Genomic DNA, 22,992 nt, shown 5'->3' on the forward strand with positions numbered 1-22,992 from the left:
AGAGTGCCTTCCCTGATTAACGGGAAGGCACTCTTTTATTGCAGCTCACGCGGCCGCCGCGAAGTCGGCTGCTTCCTTGCGGTACGCACCGGCCGGGCTGCCGGAATTCCGGTCATCTCCGGGAGATGCTTCCAGTAGCGCTTCGGCATCATGGAGGCGCGCTGCCGGTCGTTCTTGCGCTCTTTAATACCGATAGCGTGATAAAAACTCTGCCACAGGCTGCGGTAGGCAGCCTCCGTCTCATCCGGCTGCGGCGGAATCCATTCTTCAAGCGGAATAATGGTCCGCCGGCCCGGCTGATGAATCAGCGCCATCCTGTGTGTGCGGTCGTAGATCATGAAGCTCTCACTCTGGAACCGGTCGCAGAAATGGTCCTCAATCACAGGCAGAATGTAGCCCTGTGGTTCAATGACGGCTGCCATGACAGGTCCGTATACGGTGAACCGGACAAAGCCCAGATAGTGATGGCCCTCCCGCCGGAGCAGCCGGACGGCCTTGTTCAGGGCGCAGACCGTATCGTCGGCCAGCATGTTCATTACCGCGGGGCCGTGGGTAAAGCCCAGATACAGAAAATTCAGCAGCAGCATCTCCTTGTCCGGTACGGCAGACCAGAAGCCAAGCCGGAGAAGCTCTTCGGCTTCGCGGGAAATCTTCAGCGGGATGGAGCGCAGCACGCGGTCTGCCTTAATCTTGTCGGTCTCGATCCATTTAGCCTCCAGCAGGAGTCCTTGTCCGTTGCCCTCCGAGTGGATGGCCAGCGGCGTTTCCTTCCACTGGTAGCTCTCGAACACGCAGCATAGCAGGCCCTCAAAGCTGCCGTCATAGGAATAGGCTAAAGAGGTGGTTGCGAACATGGGACTTAACCTCCGTAACGAAAGGATGCAGCCCGTCCGGCTTCCGGCAGGGCTGCTAAATAGCTGTCGTCGAAGAAGGAGAGCTGCTCGATCTCCGGCTGCTGGAACTTGGCCAGCTCCTGCCCGGACATCAGGGAGCGGAGCAGGGTATGCTCGCCTACCTTGAGGCCTTCCAGCGGCCGGCCTTTGCAGGTAATGAAGAACTGGGCGCGCTTGAGCACAACGCCGAGCTTCTTAAGCGCATGGAAGTCGAGCGTTCCGGCCCGGCGGGCCTTAATGATCCGCTGGGCGCTCCGTACGCCGATGCCGGGCACGCGCAGCAGCATCTCATAAGGTGCGCGGTTCACTTCCACCGGGAACTGCTCCCGGTGATTGATGGCCCAGCTGCATTTCGGATCAAGCAGCGGGTTGAAGTTGGGCGCTGCCTCGTCGAGCAGCTCCTTGGCCTCAAAGCCGTAGAAGCGCAGCAGCCAGTCCGCCTGATACAGCCGGTGCTCGCGCAGCAATGGCGGCTTGGTATCCAGCGAGGGCAGGAGCGAGTCTTCGACTACCGGAGTATAAGCAGAGTAAAAAATCCGCTTGAGCTTATATTTCTTATACAATCCCTCTGTGAGGTTCAAAATCTGGTAGTCGGTATCCGGCGTGGCGCCGACGATCATCTGGGTGCTCTGTCCCGCCGGTGCGAAGCGGGGCGCATGCTTATATTTAACGAGTTCCGTGCTGTTCTCGGTAATCTTGTTCGTAATTAGGCCCATCGGCTGCAAAATGGACTGCTTGCTCTTGTCCGGAGCCAGCTTGCGCAGGCTGTCCTGGGAGGGCAGCTCGATATTGACGCTCATCCGGTCAGCCAGCATCCCCAGCCGGGACAGCAGGGCGTCGTCTGCGCCGGGAATGGCTTTTACATGAATGTAGCCGCGGAAGTGATATTCGTTGCGCAGCAGCTCAAGGGCGGCAATCAGCTGCTCGGTTGTATAATCGGGACTGCGCATAATGCCGGAGCTGAGGAACAGCCCCTCTATATAGTTACGGCGGTAAAATTGCATCGTAATGTCAGCAATCTCCTGCGGGGTAAATGCAGCCCGGCGTACCGGATTGGACTTGCGGTTGATGCAATAAGCACAGTCATAGATGCAGCCGTTGGTCATCAGCACCTTGAGCAGCGAAATGCAGCGTCCGTCTGCGGCAAAGCTGTGGCAGATTCCAAAGCTGACCGCGTTGCCCAGGCTTCCGGCCTGGCCGGAGCGCTGTGAACCGCTTGAGGTGCAGGCGACATCATATTTGGCCGATTCTGTCAAAATTTCTAGCTTCTCCATCATATCCATCGTTACACACTCCTCATTAGCAAAATTATATACCGAACAAATGTTCCTGTCAAAATTCAAAAAAATACCTGTTATCAAGGTGGCTGAAGGAGTTCTATGCGGGTATTTTTGCCGTAAAAGGGAGCTTTTATTGTTCATGACCGGAGAGGGGAAGGAAGTTTTATTAGATGGGGGACGCACAGAAATGTAACCGCATTCCTGCTTATGCTATAATAGCAACTAACAGAGATAGAAAGAGCTTTGCCAAAATTAGAATGGGAGTGGTGCGGGAATGAGGAAATATAATATTTGGCGGCCGATCATGCTGATTCTGGTTGTCCTGGTGACGAGGTCGCTGGTAACCACAATCTGTCTGCTGTTCGGCATGTCAGAGGAGTCGGCCAGCAGTATCGCTATGATCGGGATGGTTATTGCTGCACTGATTATGTATAACCGGATGATGAAAACGACCAGGCGAAAATAAACCCTGTGCAAGGCGGATAAACGAACTTATTAAGAATCATCGGCAAGTAAACCTCTCCTTACGAAAGACTGGCGGCAGACTGGCCGGCTTCCGGGTTGCCAAAGAGGGGTTTCTTTTTTTGCATTTTTGTCTGTAGCCGGGCAGGAGAAAGGGTAAAGAAGGGCCTTAACCTTATTAGAATAAAAAAGGGCGCCCCAAGCAGCCGTCTTATGACTGGCTTGAGGGCGTCCTTTTTGCTGTGCAGCAGGTCAAGCGGATTACTGATACCTGGAGTAGAGCAGCCAGATGAGCTCCCGGCGGCTGCTTACCCCGGCCTTGCTGAAGATTGATTTCAGATGATCCTGTACGGTGTAGGCAGAGATGTGAAGGAGCTGGGCCAGCTCCTTGGTTGAGTGTCCCCCGGACAGATGATGGACGATTTCTTTTTCCCGTTCCGTGAAGCCAAAGGCTTCGGTAGTCATAGGCAGCAGGTCGCCAGCCTTGGCCGCTGTGAAGGAAACGGCGAGCTGGACAAGACCGGATGGGCCGTCCAGCCTGCTGGCGGTGATGTTGATGAAGCGTCCGTCAGGGACGCGGAGGCAAACCCTTGCCGCTGCGGATTCGCCGGAAGCGGGCGATCCGCTCCGAAGCAGTTCACTCCGGTCCGGGGCGCTCCGGGGCAGTCCGCCTTGGGACTGCCCGCCCGCTAGCGGCTGTCCGCCTGGAGTCAGCTGCTCGCCCGTCCGCCGTCTGCCGGCCGGCTGCTCACCACCGGCAGCGTCTTGCTCTGCCTCATGCTCTGCGGCCAGCGCCCGCAGGCTGACCGCCCTGACCGGCCCGGGCAGCGCGGGCCGGGACTGCTGCTCCATGCGCTGCAGCTGCTCCAGCCAATAGCGCCCGCCCGGATTGAGGCTCACCGGCTCCAGCCGGTCATCCAGAATGATAATCCCTTCCTCCGGCTGCCCGCCGGATTCAACAGGGGCGGCCGGGCTCAGCGCCTTGGCCTTCAGGCGGCCCGCAATCAGCGGGGCAATATCGCGGATGAACTGCAGCTCCTCCTGCTGAAACGGTCCCTGTTCCTCTTTGCGGAACAGGATCAGGAATCCCCAGCAGGCTTCGCCTATCCTGAGCGCAGCCCTGAGCTCGTCCGCGAAGCCCGCGGGCTGCAGCACCTCACGGTAACGCCGGCTCAGCTCCGGCCGGCCGGCTGTGGCTTCCCATATTGAGGAAACTGCAGCGTTAGAGCGGGCCAGCTCTGTGAACTTATTATAGTCATCATGCAAATATTCATTGTCGAGCAGGGCGCCGTGGATGCGCTCAAGTCCCTGCTCGGTAATAGCGCCTGTAGTAAGCAGGGTCTGCGGATCGACGGTCGTGCAGCAGGCTGCGTCAAAGCTCAGGCCTGTTCTGATCCGGGTCAGCATAATCTCCCTGTACATCAGGGAGGACAGCTGCTGCTGCTGATCCAGCTCCTGCAAAAGTCTAGCCATTGCGGCAGTTGCTTCTTTCATACTCCGGCCCTTTCGCGGTACATGGATTGGTTGTGTCTGCCCGGGGGTTGTGATAAATCCCAGTTATGTGGGATGGTGCGCAGCCGGTACAGCTCTGATAATGATTAGTAGTTATTATTATAGCTTACCGCAGCAGATCATCAAACGGAGGGATTCTATGAACAAGGCTACGATTGGGACAGCTAACCCCTGGGAACAGGCGGATGGCGATCAGTATACAAGCAATATCAGCCGCAAAATACCGGGCTATCAGCTGCAGTATGAGCTGATGGATAGCCTGCTGACGGCGCAGCTGGACCAGCGGGGGCAGCCCGGGCTGCTGGTCGCGGGTGCAGGCGGCGGCCAGGAGATTGTTACGCTCGGACGGAGCCATCCGGACTGGCGCTTCTGCGGTCTGGATCCTTCAGCTTCCATGCTGGAGACGGCCCGGCAGCGGATTGCTGCAGCCGGGCTGGCAGATCAGGCGGAGCTGCATCAGGCCGATCTCCGCTCATGGAGCGGCGGCGGTGAGTATGATGCAGCAACCTGCATGCTGGTGCTGCATTTTGTGCAGGGGCGCGAGAACAAGCTGGCATTGCTGCAAGCCATTGCAGCCCGGCTGAAAACTAATGCGCCGCTGTTTATCTCGGCCATTAACGGCGACCCCGCTTCGCAGGCCTGGCGTGTGCAGATGGCCGGCTGGAGGCTGCATATGCTGCGTAACGGGGTAGGGCAGGAGCAATGGGAGGCCTTCGCTTCTTCCTTCGGAGTGACCTCCCATCCGCTTCCGGCGGAGGAAATGGAGCTGCTGCTGGAGCAGGCAGGATTCATGTCTTTAACGAAATATTTCGGCTCCTATCTGATCGACGGATGGATGGCGCTCAAGCGGTAAGCTTCCGGAAGAACAGCTGCAGAATGAATAGGGCACACCAATCAGCAATCCACTATCAGATAAGTTAAGGAGCAAATGCAATGAGGACAGAAATTGTTGTAATAGGCGGATACGGTCATGTGGGCGGACAAATCTGTACGCTGCTGGATAGCAGATTTCCGGGTGTTGTCTACGCCGCAGGCCGCAATTCAGAGCGTGCAGAAAGGTTCAGCAGGAGCACCGGAGGCCGGATCAGGCCAATGCGGATTGACGCGGCTGAAGCCTTCCCGGCGCAGCAGCTGCAGAAGGTGAAGCTGGTTGTGATGTGTCTGGATCAGCAAGACACTTCCTTTGCAGAGGCTTGTCTGAGAGAGGGAATTCATTATATAGATGTCACGGCAAGCCTCGGATTCTTCAGCCGGATGGAGCTGCTGGGCAGCTCAGGACATGATTATACAGCGGCTGCAGTGCTAAGCGTCGGGCTGGCTCCCGGACTGACCAACCTGCTGGCGGGTGAAGCCGTCCGCTCACTGGATGAGGTACGGCAGCTGGACATTGGCATTCTGCTGGGGCTCGGCGACAGCCATGGCCAGGCGGCAATTGAATGGACTGTAGACAACCTGCCGGCACAGTTTGAGGTGATGCAGGAGGGCAGCAGGGTGCAGGTAGACAGCTTTACGGACGGCCTGCTGACAGACTGGGGGACAGGGCTTGGCAGGCGCCGGGCCTACCGCTTTCCGTTCGCAGACCAGCAGACGCTGGCCCGGACGCTGCGCATCCCGACGGTATCAACCAGGCTGTGCTTTGATTCAAGGGCGGCCACGGCAGGCATTGCGCTGCTGCAGAAGCTCGGGCTGCTCCGGCTCCTGAAGGGCAGACGGCTGCGGCGGGCGGCTGTAGCCGGTTTTGGCCGCATCCGCTGGGGCAGTGAGCAATATGCCGTCAAGGTAGAGGGCTCCGGCTTGAAGAACGGGGCTCCGGCCCGCTTCGAATATGTGGTTCACGGATTGAAGGAAGCGGAGATTACAGCCCGGGTAGCTGCAATTGTGGCCGAATCCATCTATTCGGAAGGGAATACCAAGCCGGGAATTCATCATCTGGAGCAGCTGTTCAAGGTGAAGCTGGAACAGGATCGCCTCTCGCTGCAGCTGCAGAACCAGGAGTCCGGCGGCAGCGGCTATAACACGATCACCGGGATCAGCTGCTGGTATCGGCGGTCTTGAAAAAAAGAGGGCTGCGGCCCTCTTTTTGCAGAAAAATGGATGTAAATCCAATCAAACCTTTGATAATTGTAAGGGTATTCTTTATAGTAAGGGGAGAACCTGCAAAGGATAGGGATCTTACAACCGGGAGGAAACAAATTGAGCACTGATAAAATCGGAATTCCGTTGGAAGGCTTTGCTGAATTCAGCAGAATCGTAGCTGCAGAGGGTGCCGTCCTGCTGCGTAATGAAGGAAATGTACTGCCGCTGCGTGATAACGAAACCGCTTCAGTTTTTGGGCGAATCCAAGTGAACTACTACCGCAGCGGTACAGGATCGGGCGGAAGCGTGAACGTGGCATATACCACGAATCTGCTGGACGGGCTGCGCAGCAAGGAGAATATTAAGGTCAATGAAGAGCTGGCTGCAGTCTATGAGGAATGGATTCAGGAGCATCCGTTCGACAACGGCGGGGGCGGCTGGGCGGCCGAACCGTGGCACCAGAAGGAAATGCCGCTGACGGATGAACTGGTGAAGCAGGCCAGAAGCGTGTCAGATAAGGCGATCATCGTCATCGGACGCACTGCCGGCGAAGACCAGGATAATGCGGATGCGGCGGGAAGCTACCAGCTGACCGAGGATGAGAAGACGATGCTGAAGCAGGTGACGGCCTATTTTGAACAGACCATCGTCGTGCTGAACGTATCGAACATTATTGATATGAGCTGGCTGAATGATGAGAGCCATGCCAATCCGATCTCTTCTGTGATCTACTCCTGGCAGGGCGGGATGGAAGGCGGCAATGCGATTGCCGATGTGCTGGCCGGAGACGTTACGCCAAGCGGCAAACTGACAGATACCATTGCGTATTCCATTGATGATTATCCGTCGACGGTCAATTATGGCAACGAATTCAAGAACCTGTACCAGGAAGATATTTATGTGGGCTACCGGTATTTTGAAACGTTTTGTCCGGATAAGGTCCAGTTCGAATTCGGCTACGGGCTCTCTTATACTACCTTCAGTGTAGAACCGAAAGAAGCCAAGCTGTTTACCAAGGACGAGAAAACCTATGCGTGGATTGACGTAACTGTAACCAATACTGGCAGTACTTATGCCGGAAAAGAAGTCGTACAGGCTTACTACGAAGCCCCGCAGGGCAAGCTGGGTAAACCGGCAAAGGTTCTGGCGGCCTTCGGTAAGACCGGGGTGCTGTATCCGGGTGAATCCGAGACGATTGCCCTGGGCTTCGAGCTGCGGACTATGGCGTCCTATGATGATGCCGGAGTAACAGGACATCCGTCGGCCTATGTGCTGGAAGCCGGAACCTACCGGCTGTACGCAGGGACAAGTGTAAAGCAGGCTGTGCCTGTCGGCTTTGAAGGCAAAGAGGGATATGTGCTGGAAGCACTCGAAGTAGTGGAGCAGCTGCAGGAGGCGCTGGCGCCTTCGGAGAGCTTCACCAGAATGATGCCGGGCGCCCGACGGGCGGACGGCTCCTATGAGCTGACTTATGCGGAGGCGCCGAAGCAGAAGATTTCACTGGCTGCGCGTATTGAGCAGAACCTGCCCCAGAGTCTGGAGCAGACCGGCGACCAGGGCTATAAGCTGCGCGATGTGCAGGAAGGCAAGGTCAGCCTGGCTGCGTTCATCGCCCAGCTGAGCGATGAGGACCTGGCTGCGCTGGTCAGAGGCGAGGGGATGAGCAGCCCGCTTGTTACACCGGGCACGGCTTCGGCCTTCGGCGGTGTGACCGATTCGCTGTACAGTTATGGCATCCCGGTAGCCTGTACATCTGACGGCCCGTCCGGTATCCGTATGGACAGCGGGCAGAAGGCAACTCAGGTCTCGATCGGAACGCTGCTGGCGGCAACCTGGAATCCGGAGCTGGTGGAGGATCTGTATGTGATGGAGGGGCAGGAGCTTCTTCGTAACAACATCGATACGCTGCTCGGACCTGGACTCAACATCCGCCGCAGCCCGCTGAACGGTCGCAACTTTGAATACTTCTCCGAAGATCCGCTGATCTCCGGGGTGTTCGCCGCAGCCTGCACCCGCGGGATCCGCAAGGGCGGATCAAGTGCGACGCTGAAGCATTTTGCCTGCAACAATCAGGAGAAATACCGCAGTAAGGTGGATGCTGTTGTATCGGAACGCGCCCTGCGTGAGATTTACCTGAAGGGCTTTGAGATTGCGGTCAAAGAGGGCGGAGCGAATTCAATCATGACCTCCTATAATCCGGTTAACGGACAATGGGCGGCATCCAACTATGACCTGAATACAACCATTCTCCGTGGTGAATGGGGCTTCAAGGGTATCGTGATGACCGACTGGTGGGCAGTAATGAACGACTGTGCCGAGGGCGGTCCGGCTGACCGGAAGTACACAAACTGGATGGTCCGTGCCCAGAATGACCTGTACATGGTTGTCAGCAACTACGGGGCGGAAACCAACGCTTACGGCGATAACACCATTGAGGCGCTGGCGAACGGTACGCTGACCCGCGGAGAGCTGCAGCGCAGCGCGGTTAACATTCTCGAGTTCATCCTTCAGTCACCGGTCTCCTCCAGAGAGCAAGTGATCGAAGAGACGGTTGAGTCCTTTACAGCTGTGCCGGCCCTGGCGGCAGAACAGGCACAGACGCTGTCCGCCCAGGGACAGGTCACACTGACTGCAGAAGGCAAGGCCGTCCTGAACGTAGAGCAGGCCGGTGTATACCGGCTGTTCGCCCGTGTCATGTCCCCGGATACCGAGCTGGCCCAGAGCGCATGCAACCTGAACCTGAACGGCCGGACGGTGACAACCGTTCAGACGAACGGCACTGAAGGCCGCTGGATTCAGCTGAAGCTGGTTAAGGCGCAGCTGGAAGCCGGCCTGTATGAGCTGACCCTGGAGCATGTGAAGCCTGGAATGCAGGTGGAAGCTATCGAATTTAAACTGGTGTAGGATAAGGCTCTAAGCGTTATTTCCACCCTTGCAGCAAAAGGCACTCCGGCCCCGGCCGAGTGCCTTTTGCTTTTTTTGGTTATATAAAAGGTAAGCAACTATCCGGCTCCCGGTTCCGTCTTAGAGATACAGCCGCTTAGGATTTGACACTTTACTATTACTTCAAGGGAGATGAGTGCGATATGAAAAAAGCAATACTGCTAACAACGATAATGTGCAGCCTGGCCTTGGCCGGCTGCGGGAATAACGCACAGCAGAATACCAATCCGGCCGGATCAGACCCGGCCGTACAGGAGACGGCTGCGCCGGCAGCAACGGCTCCGGCTACCGCTGCACCGGAAGAAACGGCAGCCGCGGCAACGGCAACAACGGCCCCGGCGGCAACAGCGGATGCTGAGCAGACACCGGCGGCTTCCGCCGTCAAGCAGAAGTATCTGGATAAGCTGGACGCTGTGGAAGCCGGGCTCAGCGATCTGCAGGAGCAATATGATTCCGGGGTAACGGCCTCCATGACCGAGGCTGCAACGAAGGAATATGAGCGCTGGGATAAGGCTTTGAACGAGGTTTACACTGCGCTCAAGAGCCTGCTCTCCGAGAGCGAAATGGCTGACCTCAAGGAGAAGCAGCTGGAGTGGATCACCTACCGGGATAAAACAGCGGAGGAAGCGGCGGCTAAATATGAAGGCGGCACGATGCAGCCGCTGGAATATGTGGCTGTGCTGGCAAGCACTACAAAAGAAAGAAGCTATGAGCTTGTGAATATGTACATGAAATAAGCCTGCCGGATAGATTAAGGCCGGGCAGTGGTTTTCCTGATTCCAGGAGACCGCTGTCCGGCCTTTTTGCTGGTTTACAAGCCATAGCTGCTATTCCTTATTCATAAGTCCCTTCAGCCCGGTCATAAACGGCCGGATCTGCTTAATCATGCCATAGCCCATCTTCATGACCGGCATCGCCCGGCGGATCAGACCGAAGAATCGCAGCCCGCCGCCCATCAGCCCGCCCAGCCCGCCGAGTCCGGCGCCGGCGCCGCCCGCTCCGCCCAGGCCGCCAAGCAGCGGCCCCAGGAGCGGCATAAAAGCGGACACCTCCGCCTGCTTGCCGCGGGCGGTGGAGGCTCTTCCCGCTTTTTTGCGGGTGCGCGGTGCGACGGAGAGGACTACCGCCTCTTTTTCACAGCCGGTTATCCATCCCACATATGTCCGTCCGTCATGAAGCGTAACGCAGACCTTGCGGCCCTTCAGCTGCTTGGCCTGCCTGCGGACTTTTGCTGAATTTCCCATCAAGGATCACCTCGCCTTCCTGTTTACTTTATAGTACACAGGGATGCGGATACGGCTTGTGCTGATGTGTATACGCCTGCAAGCTTTTTTACAGGGAGATGGCAATGCGGCATATGACTATAAGCGGTAAATAACAGTTGAGAAATGGGCGCCGGATAGAGTAGTATAGCAGTATAGTATCTATTTATATGAATTAATTTATATTTATATTAAATAAAGGTTGGGAGAGTCCACAATGACAAATTTTCGTGATCAGCTTATCGCCCATTATAAGTTCGATGATGCCGCAAATGCCGGCAGAGACAGCTCGGGACAGGGACAAGACGGCGCAGCTTCCGGCACAACAGTACCAGTAGTAACCGAAGTAGGCGGAAGAACGGCTGCCAGGTTTGCAGGAGGACCCAGCGGTACTTCCTATATTCAGCTGCCTGCCGGCCTGCTTACAAATGTAAGCGACAACAATGGCTTAACGGTGGCTGCCTGGGTCAACTTCAGCAAGGGGACGAATGTCTGGGAGCGTATATTTGATTTCGGTAAAAGCGAAGCCGGACCTTACCTGTTCCTGACCCGCGGGCTGCGCGGTACACTGACAGCGGGGGGCGATCTGTCGGCTGATCCGGGACGTGGTTATGCTACGGGGGAATGGATTCATTTTGCACTGTCTGTTACCGGGACGCAGGGCGGGACGCTGAGCAGCGCCGGTCCGGTGGTCTATATCAATGGTGAGGCGGCGGCCGACGGCTCCATCAGCCAGACTTCAAGCGGCAATTACGCCCAGCTGCGCAGATGGTTTGCTACTTTCGCAGACCCGGATAACTACAGCCGCAATTTTATCGGGCGTTCGCAGTATGAGGTGGATGCTGATTTTGCCGGGGCATTGTCGGATCTGCGGATTTATAATGCCGGATTGTCGGAGGACGAGGTCATTGAGGTGATGTGCGAGTCGCTGACGGACAAGGAGATCGTGAAGCTGGCCAGAGACAAGTATCTGCCTGTCCTGAATTCGATTGTAACCAGCAAATTGTCCCTGCCCCCGTCGCTGATGGGCGGAAAAGTACAGGTGGCCTGGACATCAAGCCGGCCTGCTGTGTTATCGGATCACGGAGTCATTCAGCAGATCAGCGGAGCAGAGGCGGTGACCCTTACTGCGGTGCTGAGCCGAGGTGCTGTTTCTGCTGAGAAAAGCTTCAGCCTCTCCGTGCTTCCCGCACACTTGCCGCCCTACACACTGACGGTACACGGGGACCGTGAGGTGCTGGATATCAGTGAAGTGATGTACGGCCTGTTCTATGAGGATATCAATAATGCGGCCGATGGCGGCATTTATGCAGAGCTGGTGCAGAACCGTTCGTTTGAGTCTTTTGCTTTTGATACATACTCGCAGGTCTCCGGCGAATGCGGCTGCTCTACCGGACGAAACCGGGAGCCGCTGTTTGCCTGGTCGGGAGATACGGAGCTGATGAGTCCGCAGCACCATGGGGGCTTGAACGACTTTTTCGGAATCGCGGATAAGGAAGTAAATGCCGTTTATGTAACGGTAGCGGACGGAGCAACGATCCGAAACCGCGGGTTCGCGGATTCTAACGGACATTGTGCAATGTCAGTCGTTAAGGGTGCTAAATACGATTTCACAATCTGGGCCAAGGCGGTAAACGGCGGGACAATTACGCTTCAGCTGCAGGATGCTGACGGTATGGCTGTCAGTGACGCGGTTATTGTAAAAGTGGAAGGCGGGAACAGCTGGAAGAAATACGGCGTGCTGCCGGAGAAGGAGCTTACACTGACGGGTACGGCCGCTGTGCTGGGGCAGCTTGCGCTCACTTTTGACGGTGAGATTTCCATTGATATGGTGTCACTTATGCCGCGCGATGTGTGGGGAGCAGGTGAGGAAGCGGGCTCGCAGACGGCCCATGCCAATTATCTCGGCAACCCGAACTACCGGCTGAGAAAAGATCTGGTGCAGGCGCTCGCCGATATGCATCCTAAATTCCTGCGTTTCCCGGGCGGCTGTATCTCCGAAGGCTCCTTCATCTGGGAGAACGTCTATGACTGGAAGGATTCGGTCGGGGCCGTGGAGCTGCGCAAGGAGAATTTTAACGTCTGGGGCTACATGATGACTATGGGTCTTGGCTATATGGAGTATTTCCAGCTGGCTGAGGATCTGAACGCGACCCCGCTTCCGGTCATGGCCTGCGGTGTGCTGTGCCAGGCCCGTTCGGACTATGCCCATCCGGCAGGCGGGGCGCTGCGGGACTATTTTATAAAAAACTTTACCGATCTGATCGACTTTGCGCTCAGCACGGATTTTGCGAACAATGAATGGGCATTGATGCGCAAAACAATGGGCCACGAAGCGCCGTTTGACCTGCGTTATTTGGGTGTCGGCAATGAGAACTGGGGCACGGAGTTCTTTGCTAACTTTGAGGTATTCAAGGCGGCGATTGATAAGTATATGGAACGCCATTATCCAGGGTATGAGCTGCACATTATCTCCACGGTCGGCGCCCAGGCGGATGATGATGCTTACCAGCAGGGCTGGAAGTTCCTGAGCGGCAATCTGCGCGGAACGGCGGAGGTGGCTTTTGCAGACGGCCATAATGTTATAGAAGAAACAGTGACCTGGTACCGGAATCAGCCGGACTATATGGACACCATTGCCGATGAGCATTATTACCGCTCCAATGAATATCTGCTCAAGAACGCTGACCGTTACAACTATTACTACCGGGCGTATCAGGCGGATGGCAGCATAGACTGGAGGGCGACCTCCAAGGTGTTTGTCGGGGAATATGCATCCACGGATAAAAATACACTGGCCGGTGCAGTCGCCGAAGCCGCAATAATGACCGGGTTTGAAAATAACGCTGACGTTGTACGGCTGGCCGCCTATGCGCCGCTGTTCAACAAAGTGCTGACCGACGGAACCTACCGCTGGACCCCGGACTGCATCTGGTTTGATGATGAGACCGTCTGGTTCACGCCGAACTATTATGTGCAGCAGCTGTATGCCAAGTACCTGGGCAACAAGGTGCTCGCTACCTCTTTCTCGGCCTATGCCAAAGGCAAACCGGCTGCACTCGTTCCGCATGGCGGGATTGAGATTGCCGCAGGCAGCGTGGATCTCTTGGTAAAGCGGGTCACCGTTACTTCTAATAAGGACGGCAGCGTGCTGTTGGATGAGGATTTTACCGGGGAGCTTCATCCCGGCTGGCAGGTTATCCCGGGTTCAGCAGAGCATGTTGTGCAAAGCGGAGAAGGTGTGCTGCTGAAGGGGCAGAGCAGCGGCCGCAGCGGGCTCTATTTCCTGAACGACAGCTGGTCTGATTATACCGTGGAGGTAGTCGCTTCCCGGAGACAGGGTGCGGACGGCTTCTATGTCGGCGTGGGATTAACAGAGATTGCTGCAGAGAACAAAAATGTTCTCGAATATGCTGTCGGTTACGGCGGAAATGCCACGGGTCTGAAGGTATTCAAGCAGGGCGTGGAGGCTTACACTCTCGGGGATTATTCCTCCAGCACAGCGGCGGGCAATCTGCGGGCGGCATGCTATGAGGGGATAGAGGATAATACCGATTATACCATTACAGTGAACTATGGCGGCGCGGACGGCAGCAGACTGCTCTGTTCATACACAGACGGGCAGACGGGCAGCAGGGTGCTGGATTATAAGCTGGAGGCTTACAACAGCGAGGTGTTTAACTCGGTTACCAGAGATGCGGAGCATGTGTATATAAAGCTGGTTAATCCTGATGATGTGGCAAAAGCGACAGAGCTGAAGCTGCTGGATTTGAACGTTTCCGGCACTGCGAAGCTGATTACCCTCAGCGGCGATACCTCGCTTGTTCATGTGCCTAATGTGAATCAGAAGCATAACGAGCGGATTGTGCCGCAGGAGCAGCAGATTACGGTGGACAGTGGCCCGATAGTGCTGAATCTGCCGGCGAATTCGGTCAATGTGCTGGTGTTCGATCTGGAAGGGTAAGGTACACATCCTTCACAGCTTTATTTTGGTATGGTCTATGGAATCTTGGCGGTATCGTCGATATTAATAATGAGAGCTATTACGTTGAGTGTCAGGTTTACACGAAGTGAAACCCCTGAATGTTAAGCTTCTATGGATATGAGAAGACACGCAGACCTGTTAGGTTAGCCGTGTTATTATTCGTACTGGCACTTTCACTATCTGACATTATAACGAGGCTGTTTAGAATACGACTTCCGGGGAGATTATCATGAAGCTGCGTACCAAGATTACATTGTTTATTATAACCGTTGCCTTGCTCACCTTGGCCTCTACCTATCTTACTTCACAGGAGATTTTTCTGGACCAGTTCACAGAGCTGGACCAGGAAGCGCTGGAAGGACGCATGTCGGATATCATCCAGACCTACGATTTGGAGCTTCAGGGTATGCACGAAACGATGCTAAATTACTCAGTTTGGGACGAGACCTATGACTATGTCTCCTCCCAAACGTTCGAGGATCCGCAGAACCCTTACATTCTCAGTAACTATGACGGGGAGACTTTTAAGGGCAACCGGTTTGATCTCATGGCATTGACCAACGGGAGAGGCAATCTGGTCTATAGCGGCTTGTATGATTCCAGTGAGGAGGCAGTAACACCTGTCACGCCGGAAATTGTCAATCTTTTCGGGGATATCCGGGAGCAGCTGGACATTTTTACCGAATTGGAGAATTCCTACACCGGACTTGCCATCCTGAATAACGGGCCTATGTTGATTACTTTTCAGCCGGTTATTCACAACGACATGACAGGTCCCGCCGCCGGGATGGCGGTGGCCGGCCGGATGCTGGATGATACGGAAATCAGCCGGATCGGGGCGTTAAGCCCATCCGGTATAACCATGGAGAAAGTCTCAAACGGCTTGCTGAAGGAGAGCAGGGGGCAGAAAATCTGGGTGAGCCCATTGCCGGGAAACCGGCTGTCAGGTCATGCAATAATAGACGATCTGTTCGGCAATCCGGGAATCGTAATTTCCATGGAGCAGCCCCGCCATATTTATCAAATCGGCAAAAATGCGATGACAAATTTTACGCTGTTCTTCATTATCTCGACCTTTGGTATATGCATACTCAGCCTGTTGTTCGTTAAGCATACTATCCTGTCCCGGATGACAGCGCTGGTCCGCAGTATCCGGATCATCGGTAAAAGCCGGGATCTGTCGATCCGCCTCGACATCAAGGGAGGGGATGAACTCAGTGAGGTAGAGGGGGAATTCAACCGGATGATTTCCTCGCTCGAAACTGCACAGATAGAGCTGCACCGGCAGGCTATGGTCGACCCGTTGACCCAGCTGCCGAACCGCGCCCTTTTTTTTCAGACGCTGAACCGGACCATCCGCAAAGCAGAACGGCAGGGCCTGCAGATTGTGCTGCTGTTCATCGACCTCGACTATTTCAAGGCGGTCAACGATACCTGGGGGCATGACTTCGGGGATGCGGTTCTCAAGCAGATCGCGGATCGTCTCACCGGCGCTGTCGGGCCGGATGATCTTGTGTCCCGGCTTGGCGGGGATGAATTCACCATTCTTCTCTCCCGTTTTTCCGGTGCGGAGGATATTCAGGCCCGGATTTCCACAATCCAGCGGGTGCTGGCTGAACCGCACACACTGAACGGCCAGTTATTTCACAGTACGGCAAGCATCGGGGTCAGCATCTATCCGCAGAATGGAGAGGACGCTGAACTTCTCGTCAAGGCTGCCGATCTGGCGATGTTTCAGGTCAAGGAGAACGGACGGAACAACATCTGCCGTTATTCGGAGAAGCTTGAAGAGGCGTTCAGCCGCAAAAAGGTGATCGGCAGACAGCTTCTCTCCGCTGTCGATAATGGCGAGCTGGAGCTGCATTACCAGCCGATTCTCTCGGCATCGACGCTTGATGTCGTCAAGGTTGAAGCGCTGCTGCGCTGGACAAGTCCAACGCTCGGACCGGTGTCACCTGCGGAGTTCATTCCGCTGGCAGAAGCCGGCGGCTCGATTCACGGTATCGGTAACTGGGTGCTCCGTAAGGTCTGTGCGGACCTCCGCAGCTTCCGGGACGAAGGCATCCGGCTAAAGGCAGCTGTCAATATCTCGGGGGTGCAGCTCATGCAGCTCGGTCTGCCGGAGCAGCTGACGGAGGCGCTGGCAGACAACGGGCTTACGGCAGATAGTCTGGAGCTGGAAATCACGGAGACGGTGCTGATGTCGGACGAGGACATTATCTCCTCGCTCATTAATCTTCGCAGCATGGGATTTTGTATCTCGCTCGACGACTTTGGCACCGGCTTCTCGTCGCTGAGCTATCTGCGGACCTTCCCGGTAGATCTTATCAAGATTGACCGTTCGTTTGTTTCCGGCATTCAGCCGGGGGCTTCCGACGATACACTCGTCCGCGCAATCATTGAACTCAGCCACAACCTTGGCCTGCGGGTCGTTTCCGAAGGGGTGGAGCTGAAAGAGCAGTTTGACCTGCTGTGTGCCCTTGGAAGCGACCAGCTTCAGGGTTACTTTATCAGCAGACCGCTGCCAGTTTCGGCTTTGAAGGAGTTTATTTCAGGCTATGCCTCCGCTGCCTCCACAAGGGAATCCTCCGTAAACACACGGTAGGATACTGCAAATGAGATCAAATCGGCAATTTCCTTTTTTGCTATGATCCATAGTGAAAGGAGAGAGGCTTCAATGTACGAATGGAATGAGATGGTCCAGCGGATGATTGACTGGATTGACGGTGATCTTACGGACGCGCCAACCCTGCTGCGGATGTCAGAGCAGCTTGGCTACTCGCCGTACTACTGCACCAGGCAGTTTCATGCCCTGACCGGAATGACGGTGCGGGACTATATCCGGCTGCGGCGGATCAGCCGTGCCGCCCTGGAGCTCCGCGATACGGATGACCGCATTCTGGATATAGCCGTAAAGTACGGATTCTCATCGCAGGAGGCGTTCTCGCGGGCGTTTGTGAAGGCTTTTAAGCTGACGCCCGGAGCGTACCGTACAGCCCGCAGCCCCATTCCGCTGGCCATTCGTGCCGAGGTATTCTCTCCTTATCACTACTTGATGAAGGAGCGGGAAAAAATGCGGGAGATTCATCTGCAGGCAGCAGAGATTAAGCTTGAGTTCATACCGGAACATAAATTTATCGGCATCTGGGACCCGGATTCGGTCAACTACGGCGGATTCTGGAACAACGGACATAACTGTGACGAGGTGTCGGGAACGCTGGAAAGCATGTCCCATCATACGCTGGAGGGGCAGCTGGGTCAGACGGCCGGATGGTTCTACGTGAACGGACGCAAAGGCTATCTTTACGGAATCCCGGTGCCGGCTGATTATACCGGGGAGATTCCGGAGGGGATGGAGTGCCGCGACATTCCGGCTTCGGAGTACCTGGTCTTTTTCCACCCGCCTTTTGATTACCTGCAGGATAACGGGGCAGTAATGCGCACAGTGGAGGAGGTAGCCTGGAACTACGATCCTGCACAAATGGGCTATGTGTGGGACGAGGAAGTGAAGCAGGATTATCAGCGCCATTATCCGGAAGGCTACGGCTATGCCGTGTTGCGGCCGGTGAAGAAGGCCGGTTCGGAGTGAGAACGGATATACGGAATGAAGAATGAAGAATAAGCCGCCTGTTGGGCGGCTTTTTGATTTTTGTTTTTGGCGCCGAAAGTAGGCGAATGAACAAAATCAAAGGCAAAAATGCCTCTGATTCCGCCGAAAGTAGGCGAATGAACAAAATCAGAGGCAAAAATGCCCCTGATTCCGCCGAAAGTAGGCGAATGGATGAAATCAGAGGCAAAAATGCCTCTGATACCGCCGAAAGTAGGCGAATGAACGAAATCAGAGGCAAAAATGCCTCTGATTCCGCCGAAAGTAGGCGAATGAACAAAATCAGAGGCAAAAATGCCTCTGATTCCACCTAAAGTAGGCGAATGGACGAAATCAGAGGCAAAAATGCCTCTGATTCCGCCGAAAGTAGGCGAATGAACGAAATCAGAGGCAAAAATGCCTTTGATTCCGCCGAAAGTAGGCGAATGAACGAAATCAGAGGCAAAAATGCCTCTGATTCCGCCGAAAGTAGGCGGATGAACGAAATCAGAGGCAAAAATGCCTCTGATACCGCCGAAATAGGCGGACGGACCAAGGCCGTTGGGCCCCAATACCGCTCCTTAACCATTAGCAGCAGTCTACTGTAACTAGGCCTGTTCCAGTATCATCGCTGCCAGCTCATCGCCGCGCTGGTCAATTCCGGAGATGGTATGCAGCAGCTCTGCCTGCCGCCTGCGGCTCTCCCGGTTCCAGAGCTGCTTAGGGGAGGCATGCGCTTCAAGGACGGCCGGTAAAGGCATGTTGCTATAGTAAGAGCTCAGCAGTGCATCCATCTGTTCATAGTCAGCGGCCATCTCGCTCATAAGCGCAGCTGCTGACGGATGCTGCACCAGACCCAGTGAGGCCTTCAGATAGACGGCTGCACTTCTCCGGGCATCAGCGAGCGCCATCATGCAGAAGTGATTGACGCTATAACGGCGTATGAATGTCCCGGCATCCGCAGCTGTATACCAGTCCTCATCCAGCAGGCCATCCTGCCAGGAAGCCAGCGCCTTATATCCCGTATGGTAGCCTGGCTGCCCGTTTGCCTGCATAGCTTCAAGCTTGATCCGGAGTGAAGCGTACAGGCTATCCAGTGCCGGCGCAATATCACCGTGCCTTTCCAGATAGAGCAGCTTATACGGCCAATGGTCTACGTACAGATAACCCTTGCTGCTCTCCATGGCCTCCTGAAACTCGGGATCATCCTTCAGCTCTGTAAAGGTCTCCTCATCGAAATAGCTGCGGCACAGCAGCGTGTTTCCGTTATCGAGATAGCCTGTAATGACTCCCCACTCGGGAGCCACCCTCAGGTTCAGAGCGACCGGCAGGCGCTGATGATGGAGGCTTTCCATGACAGTGAGCTTCTCCTGTTTACGTTCTTCGGATGTCAGCCGGTTTGCCCAGCTTGCTTGCAGGCCGTAAGCTTTAACGACCGGCGGGGTAAAGTCATAGGCGGCGAGAGCGTCAGCTGCGCTATAATCCCATACCGGGGCAAAAGCGGCTCTCCAGCAAGCCCCTGAAACGCCCATTACTGCTTCATAGCTGGTCTCGATTCCCATGACAGACAGGGAGGTGTAGAGCGCCCCCGCCCATGAGCAGTCCATTCCTCTGCCGAAGCCGAGACGGTGTACCTTTTCGATGATGCAATGCCGGCGGCCTGATTCCGCTGCAAACAGCCGGGTCCGGTCAGAGGTGTAATGAATCCGTTCCTCCTCGGCGCAGCTTACTGCATGAATCCCGTCAGCATTCAGATAGACGAGCAGCAGATATTCACTGTCCTCATGCCCCATTGTGCTTGGAAAAAGCTCCTGATCGACCGTAAATTGCGTCCATTCAAAATAAGCATAGTGCTTCATTTTTTGCAGCACATCCCGCCCGGCCCGTTCATTGCCGTATGCGGCATGAACAAAGGTAAGCCCGCTTTTGCCCAAAGGATAGTCTTGTGAATGTAAATCTATCTGCAAAAGCTGCCCCTTGAGTACAAACGTTAAATAAATCCCGGAGGGGGTCCCGTATTTGACAAGGAGCAGCTTAGCCCGGTCACTGTGCAGTAATCCCTGGAAAAACTGGTCACCGAGGCTTAAAGTGAGCGTGTTTCCGGTTATGAGCTGGTTTACCCAATGAGTGACGTCCTGCTGTTCATCACCGTCGGTGTAGACGGCGGAGAGCACGGCAAGCTCCTGCGGCAGCAGAAGGCTGTCAATGGAATGCCCCAGAACGGCAGAGAGGAGCGGAAGGGTAGAGGTTTCAGGCAGGGATTTGCCGGTCTCCCATTTGGATACGGCCTGGGCGCTGACATGCAGCTGTTCAGCCAGCTGCTCCTGGGATAGCTTTTTTTCCTTCCGTAGTATGGCGATCCGTCTGCCGACCTGTTCACTGTTGATCATTATTTTTTTCTCCCGGATTCAAATTCGACGTCGTAATTCCATTATAATTCCATCCGGTATAATGAACAGCGATTAGAGCAGGGGGATCGCCGCAGAAAATCAACTGCCGGTTGACCGCTAGGTAGACTTCAGCTCGCCCTGAAGCTGATTAAGGATAGAGGCATGCCAAGGGTACAGCTCGCCCGGGGATATAGAGAGGAATTTGTGTTTATTCACTGTGATCCGGTCCCCGGCAACCGAGGTAAACCGGATAAAAGGCTCTGCCGACAGCAGGGACAGGCCCGCCCTGACTGTCCAGACTTCTACAGGGAGGGTGTCATGTGACAGAAGGAGCTTCAGCAGGTCATAAAAGGTTTTGTGCATCACATTAAGCGGGTATCCCGGACATTCCAGACTGATGAGATAAGTATCGATTTCGTGCCAGTAATGGTCTAGAGCCGCCTGCCGGTTTTTCAGGCTTTCCGGAGAAAAGTCACCGGTATCCATAATCCGCATCAGGCCTGTTTCCCAGCCTGCCGGTGTCCACGGAAGTGTACGGCTAAGATGAAACAGCCATTTCGGATGCGGCACATACTCACCGTTGGCGGTGAATAAGGCTTCGATTAACTGGGCAGCTGCTGTATTCAGCATGGCATGACCCTGAACGCCGTCTCCCCGGTGCAGCCAGATATCGCCGGCCAGCCGGTAATGCCACCAGCAGCTGAACATCACGCCTTCAGCCTGCAGCCGCCCCGGGCGTTCGGCCAGCTTCGTGCGGATCAGTCCGGCGATATGTCCCTCGGGATCATGCAGTATCCCGGCATAGGATAGATCCCACAGGGCGGTACTGTCCCAACTTTTCTCCAGCTCTTCTTCCAGGCTTACAGCCTTGATATCATAGAGGCAGCCGCCAATTCTGGTTATGCCGAGGGGCAGCGGGGAACATCCGCCGGTCCATTGTGCATACTGCCTTGCCTCCAGATAAAAAACCAGATCAATCTCTGACAACTCATCGGCATATCCCCGTGAGCATCCTCCGTTCAGGGTTATTCCGCAGACTCCCGCTAGGGCAGTAAAACCGGGCAGCCGTTCATCCAGCTCCTTCAGCATGCCGGCAAGCAGATTTGGACTGGTTACTGTTACATATGGTCTATTCATATTCATCACCTCATCCTCAATATATAGCAGGCCGCAGGAAGAAGCATTGGAGTTTTTTTATGAAATTTAAAAAATAGCTTGCACGATCCTGAAATCCATGGTATATTCATTCTTGTGCCGCGATAAACGATTTGCGGTCGTGGCGGAATTGGCAGACGCGCACGGTTCAGGTCCGTGTGGTAGCAATACCGTGGAGGTTCGAGTCCTCTCGACCGCATAACAGCAAAGAAGCTTCCGAATTGCCCTTGGGCAGTGCGGAAGCTTTTTTCATTATATCGGGTTGGTTGCGGAGTTAGCTGGGCGGTGGGGCGCTGGCTGTCTTTAACCCGTTAACGGACACCAGAGCCCTTATTTTGCCGAAAAAGCACAGTTTGTCCGGCTAACGGACTGTAGCGCCTTTATTTGTGCTCGAACGGTAATTTCCGAGGCTAATATCGGCAGATAAGGTTACTGGAGTCCGATAGCACAGATTGCTCGGGGTGAGGTGAGGTGGACGGCCTGTGCTCCCCCATTAGTAGGACAACAAGGCCGAGCCGTTTCCCGGCGCCGTCTGCTGCTGCTTGCGGAAGGCAGACGGCGACATGCCGGCCAGCTTGTTGAAGATCCGGTTGAACTGCGAGAAGCTGGTGAATCCGCACTGCTCGGCAATGCCGGATATTTTGAGACGGGTATGGACCAGCAGATGCTGGGCTTTGCGGACCCGGGTGTTCTGGATGTACTCGGTCAGAGTGGAGCCGGTGACTCTTTTGAACTGATGCGATAAATAATAAGGACTGGTGTAGAACTCCGTAGCAATAGAATCCAACGACAGCTCGCTGCTGTAATTGCTGTTAATATAGGCGGTGATGGAGTATATTTTTTGCGCTGCGCTACTACCGGCTTCCTCAAGCACATAGGTGTTCTTATCCTGCTGCTGGCATAAGGCGCACAGAAACTGCTGAAACAGAGTATGAACCAGCACCGGCCCCAGCGGAGAATCACTGTGTGACAGGGTGAAAATGGCGTTAAGCGGATCGAATACGGTACTGCGCGGCTCCCCCGTCAGCCGGTAGATCGGCACCTCTTCGGAGAAGGGAAGCAGCATATTTTTGTAAGCGTTCTCCAAACCGAGTATGCCGGCAGGTATGGCAAAGTTAATGATCAGCCGCTTATGCGGAGGGCCTTCCGGATACTGGGTCATATGCAGCAGATAAGGACGGAGCAGGACGATGTCGTACTTGCGCAGGGCGTGGATTTTGCCGTCAATGACGTGGGTGGCCCGGGAATCCATCAGAATATGAATCTCATAAAAATCATGCTCATGCTGGAACTCCATATTGATGTTGTGCGACCGTTCGTCATAGTCAAAGTAGTAAAAAAGCGGATCGCCGGGCGTGTTAATGTTAACGCTATATCCCTGCTCATATAATAAGCCGTTTTCAAGCATGTCCTCTCTCCGCCTCTCTCCGTTATTTACTCCATTATAG

General features: G+C 55.1%; 16 protein-coding genes and 1 tRNA gene. 9 read left to right on the forward strand and 8 right to left on the reverse strand.

All coding sequences use genetic code 11. The annotated features are described in order from the left end of the window. Positions 1–35 precede the first annotated feature (35 nt). Both AC4G46_RS01020 and AC4G46_RS01025 read right to left on the reverse strand, forming a co-directional pair. On the reverse strand, positions 36–854 hold the full coding sequence (locus AC4G46_RS01020) for a TIGR03915 family putative DNA repair protein (RefSeq protein ID WP_491126291.1): 819 nt from the start codon (positions 852–854) through the stop codon (positions 36–38). Between the two features lie 5 nt (positions 855–859). Next, entirely contained in the window at positions 860–2,176 is a 1,317-nt protein-coding gene (locus AC4G46_RS01025; RefSeq protein ID WP_491126292.1) for a putative DNA modification/repair radical SAM protein, read from the reverse strand. Positions 2,177–2,447: 271 nt separating this feature from the next. Between AC4G46_RS01025 and AC4G46_RS01030 the strand changes: the two genes are divergently transcribed. Beyond that, on the forward strand, positions 2,448–2,639 hold the full coding sequence (locus AC4G46_RS01030) for a hypothetical protein (RefSeq protein WP_068722900.1): 192 nt from the start codon (positions 2,448–2,450) through the stop codon (positions 2,637–2,639). A 257-nt stretch (positions 2,640–2,896) separates the two neighbouring features. On the opposite strand, the gene AC4G46_RS01035 is transcribed toward AC4G46_RS01030, so the two are convergent. Then, positions 2,897–4,108, reverse strand: coding sequence for a helix-turn-helix transcriptional regulator (locus tag AC4G46_RS01035; protein WP_491126293.1), 1,212 nt, complete (start codon positions 4,106–4,108; stop codon positions 2,897–2,899). Positions 4,109–4,286: 178 nt separating this feature from the next. On the opposite strand from AC4G46_RS01035, the gene AC4G46_RS01040 reads away from it, so the two are divergent. The 4 genes from AC4G46_RS01040 to AC4G46_RS01055 all read left to right on the forward strand — a co-directional run bounded on the left by AC4G46_RS01040 (position 4,287) and on the right by AC4G46_RS01055 (position 9,903). Then, a complete protein-coding gene (locus tag AC4G46_RS01040; RefSeq protein WP_491126294.1) occupies positions 4,287–5,000 on the forward strand; it encodes a class I SAM-dependent methyltransferase in 714 nt (237 codons plus the stop codon). Between the two features lie 80 nt (positions 5,001–5,080). Next, positions 5,081–6,202 (forward strand): saccharopine dehydrogenase family protein, encoded by a 1,122-nt coding sequence (locus tag AC4G46_RS01045; protein WP_491126295.1) that lies wholly within the window; start codon positions 5,081–5,083, stop codon positions 6,200–6,202. Between the two features lie 138 nt (positions 6,203–6,340). Further along, entirely contained in the window at positions 6,341–9,127 is a 2,787-nt protein-coding gene (locus AC4G46_RS01050; protein ID WP_491126296.1) for a glycoside hydrolase family 3 C-terminal domain-containing protein, read from the forward strand. Between the two features lie 182 nt (positions 9,128–9,309). Further along, entirely contained in the window at positions 9,310–9,903 is a 594-nt protein-coding gene (locus AC4G46_RS01055; RefSeq protein WP_491126297.1) for a lysozyme inhibitor LprI family protein, read from the forward strand. A gap of 90 nt (positions 9,904–9,993) precedes the next feature. On the opposite strand, the gene AC4G46_RS01060 is transcribed toward AC4G46_RS01055, so the two are convergent. Next, positions 9,994–10,410: a hypothetical protein gene (locus AC4G46_RS01060; protein ID WP_491126298.1), complete on the reverse strand. Its 417-nt coding sequence runs from the start codon at positions 10,408–10,410 to the stop codon at positions 9,994–9,996. Between the two features lie 235 nt (positions 10,411–10,645). On the opposite strand from AC4G46_RS01060, the gene AC4G46_RS01065 reads away from it, so the two are divergent. The 3 genes from AC4G46_RS01065 (at position 10,646) to AC4G46_RS01075 (ending at position 18,002) form a co-directional block, all read left to right on the forward strand. Continuing rightward, on the forward strand, positions 10,646–14,392 hold the full coding sequence (locus tag AC4G46_RS01065) for an alpha-L-arabinofuranosidase family protein (RefSeq protein ID WP_491126299.1): 3,747 nt from the start codon (positions 10,646–10,648) through the stop codon (positions 14,390–14,392). 250 nt (positions 14,393–14,642) lie between these two features. Continuing rightward, the gene (locus AC4G46_RS01070; protein ID WP_491126300.1) at positions 14,643–17,018 is read left to right on the forward strand and encodes a bifunctional diguanylate cyclase/phosphodiesterase; all 2,376 of its coding nucleotides are present in this window, start codon (positions 14,643–14,645) and stop codon (positions 17,016–17,018) included. Between the two features lie 72 nt (positions 17,019–17,090). Next, positions 17,091–18,002 carry a helix-turn-helix transcriptional regulator gene (locus AC4G46_RS01075; protein ID WP_491126301.1) on the forward strand — a complete coding sequence of 304 codons (912 nt, stop codon included), beginning with the start codon at positions 17,091–17,093 and terminating at the stop codon, positions 18,000–18,002. On the opposite strand, the gene AC4G46_RS01080 is transcribed toward AC4G46_RS01075, so the two are convergent. The 3 genes from AC4G46_RS01080 to AC4G46_RS01090 form a co-directional block, all read right to left on the reverse strand. Further along, positions 17,960–18,571 (reverse strand): hypothetical protein, encoded by a 612-nt coding sequence (locus AC4G46_RS01080; protein ID WP_491126302.1) that lies wholly within the window; start codon positions 18,569–18,571, stop codon positions 17,960–17,962. The two genes, AC4G46_RS01075 and AC4G46_RS01080, sit on opposite strands and share 43 nt — an antisense overlap. Before the next feature lie 36 nt (positions 18,572–18,607). Continuing rightward, positions 18,608–20,389, reverse strand: a complete 1,782-nt coding sequence (locus AC4G46_RS01085) for a helix-turn-helix domain-containing protein (RefSeq protein ID WP_491126303.1) — start codon at positions 20,387–20,389, stop codon at positions 18,608–18,610. A gap of 117 nt (positions 20,390–20,506) precedes the next feature. Further along, positions 20,507–21,526, reverse strand: coding sequence for a hypothetical protein (locus tag AC4G46_RS01090; protein ID WP_491126304.1), 1,020 nt, complete (start codon positions 21,524–21,526; stop codon positions 20,507–20,509). A 133-nt stretch (positions 21,527–21,659) separates the two neighbouring features. On the opposite strand from AC4G46_RS01090, the gene AC4G46_RS01095 reads away from it, so the two are divergent. Continuing rightward, positions 21,660–21,743 (forward strand) — tRNA-Leu (locus AC4G46_RS01095). 294 nt (positions 21,744–22,037) lie between these two features. Here AC4G46_RS01095 and AC4G46_RS01100 read toward each other — a convergent pair. Continuing rightward, a complete protein-coding gene (locus AC4G46_RS01100; RefSeq protein ID WP_491126305.1) occupies positions 22,038–22,952 on the reverse strand; it encodes a helix-turn-helix domain-containing protein in 915 nt (304 codons plus the stop codon). Positions 22,953–22,992: the final 40 nt, after the last annotated feature.

It is taken from the genome of Paenibacillus sp. fava2, from assembly GCF_058313675.1.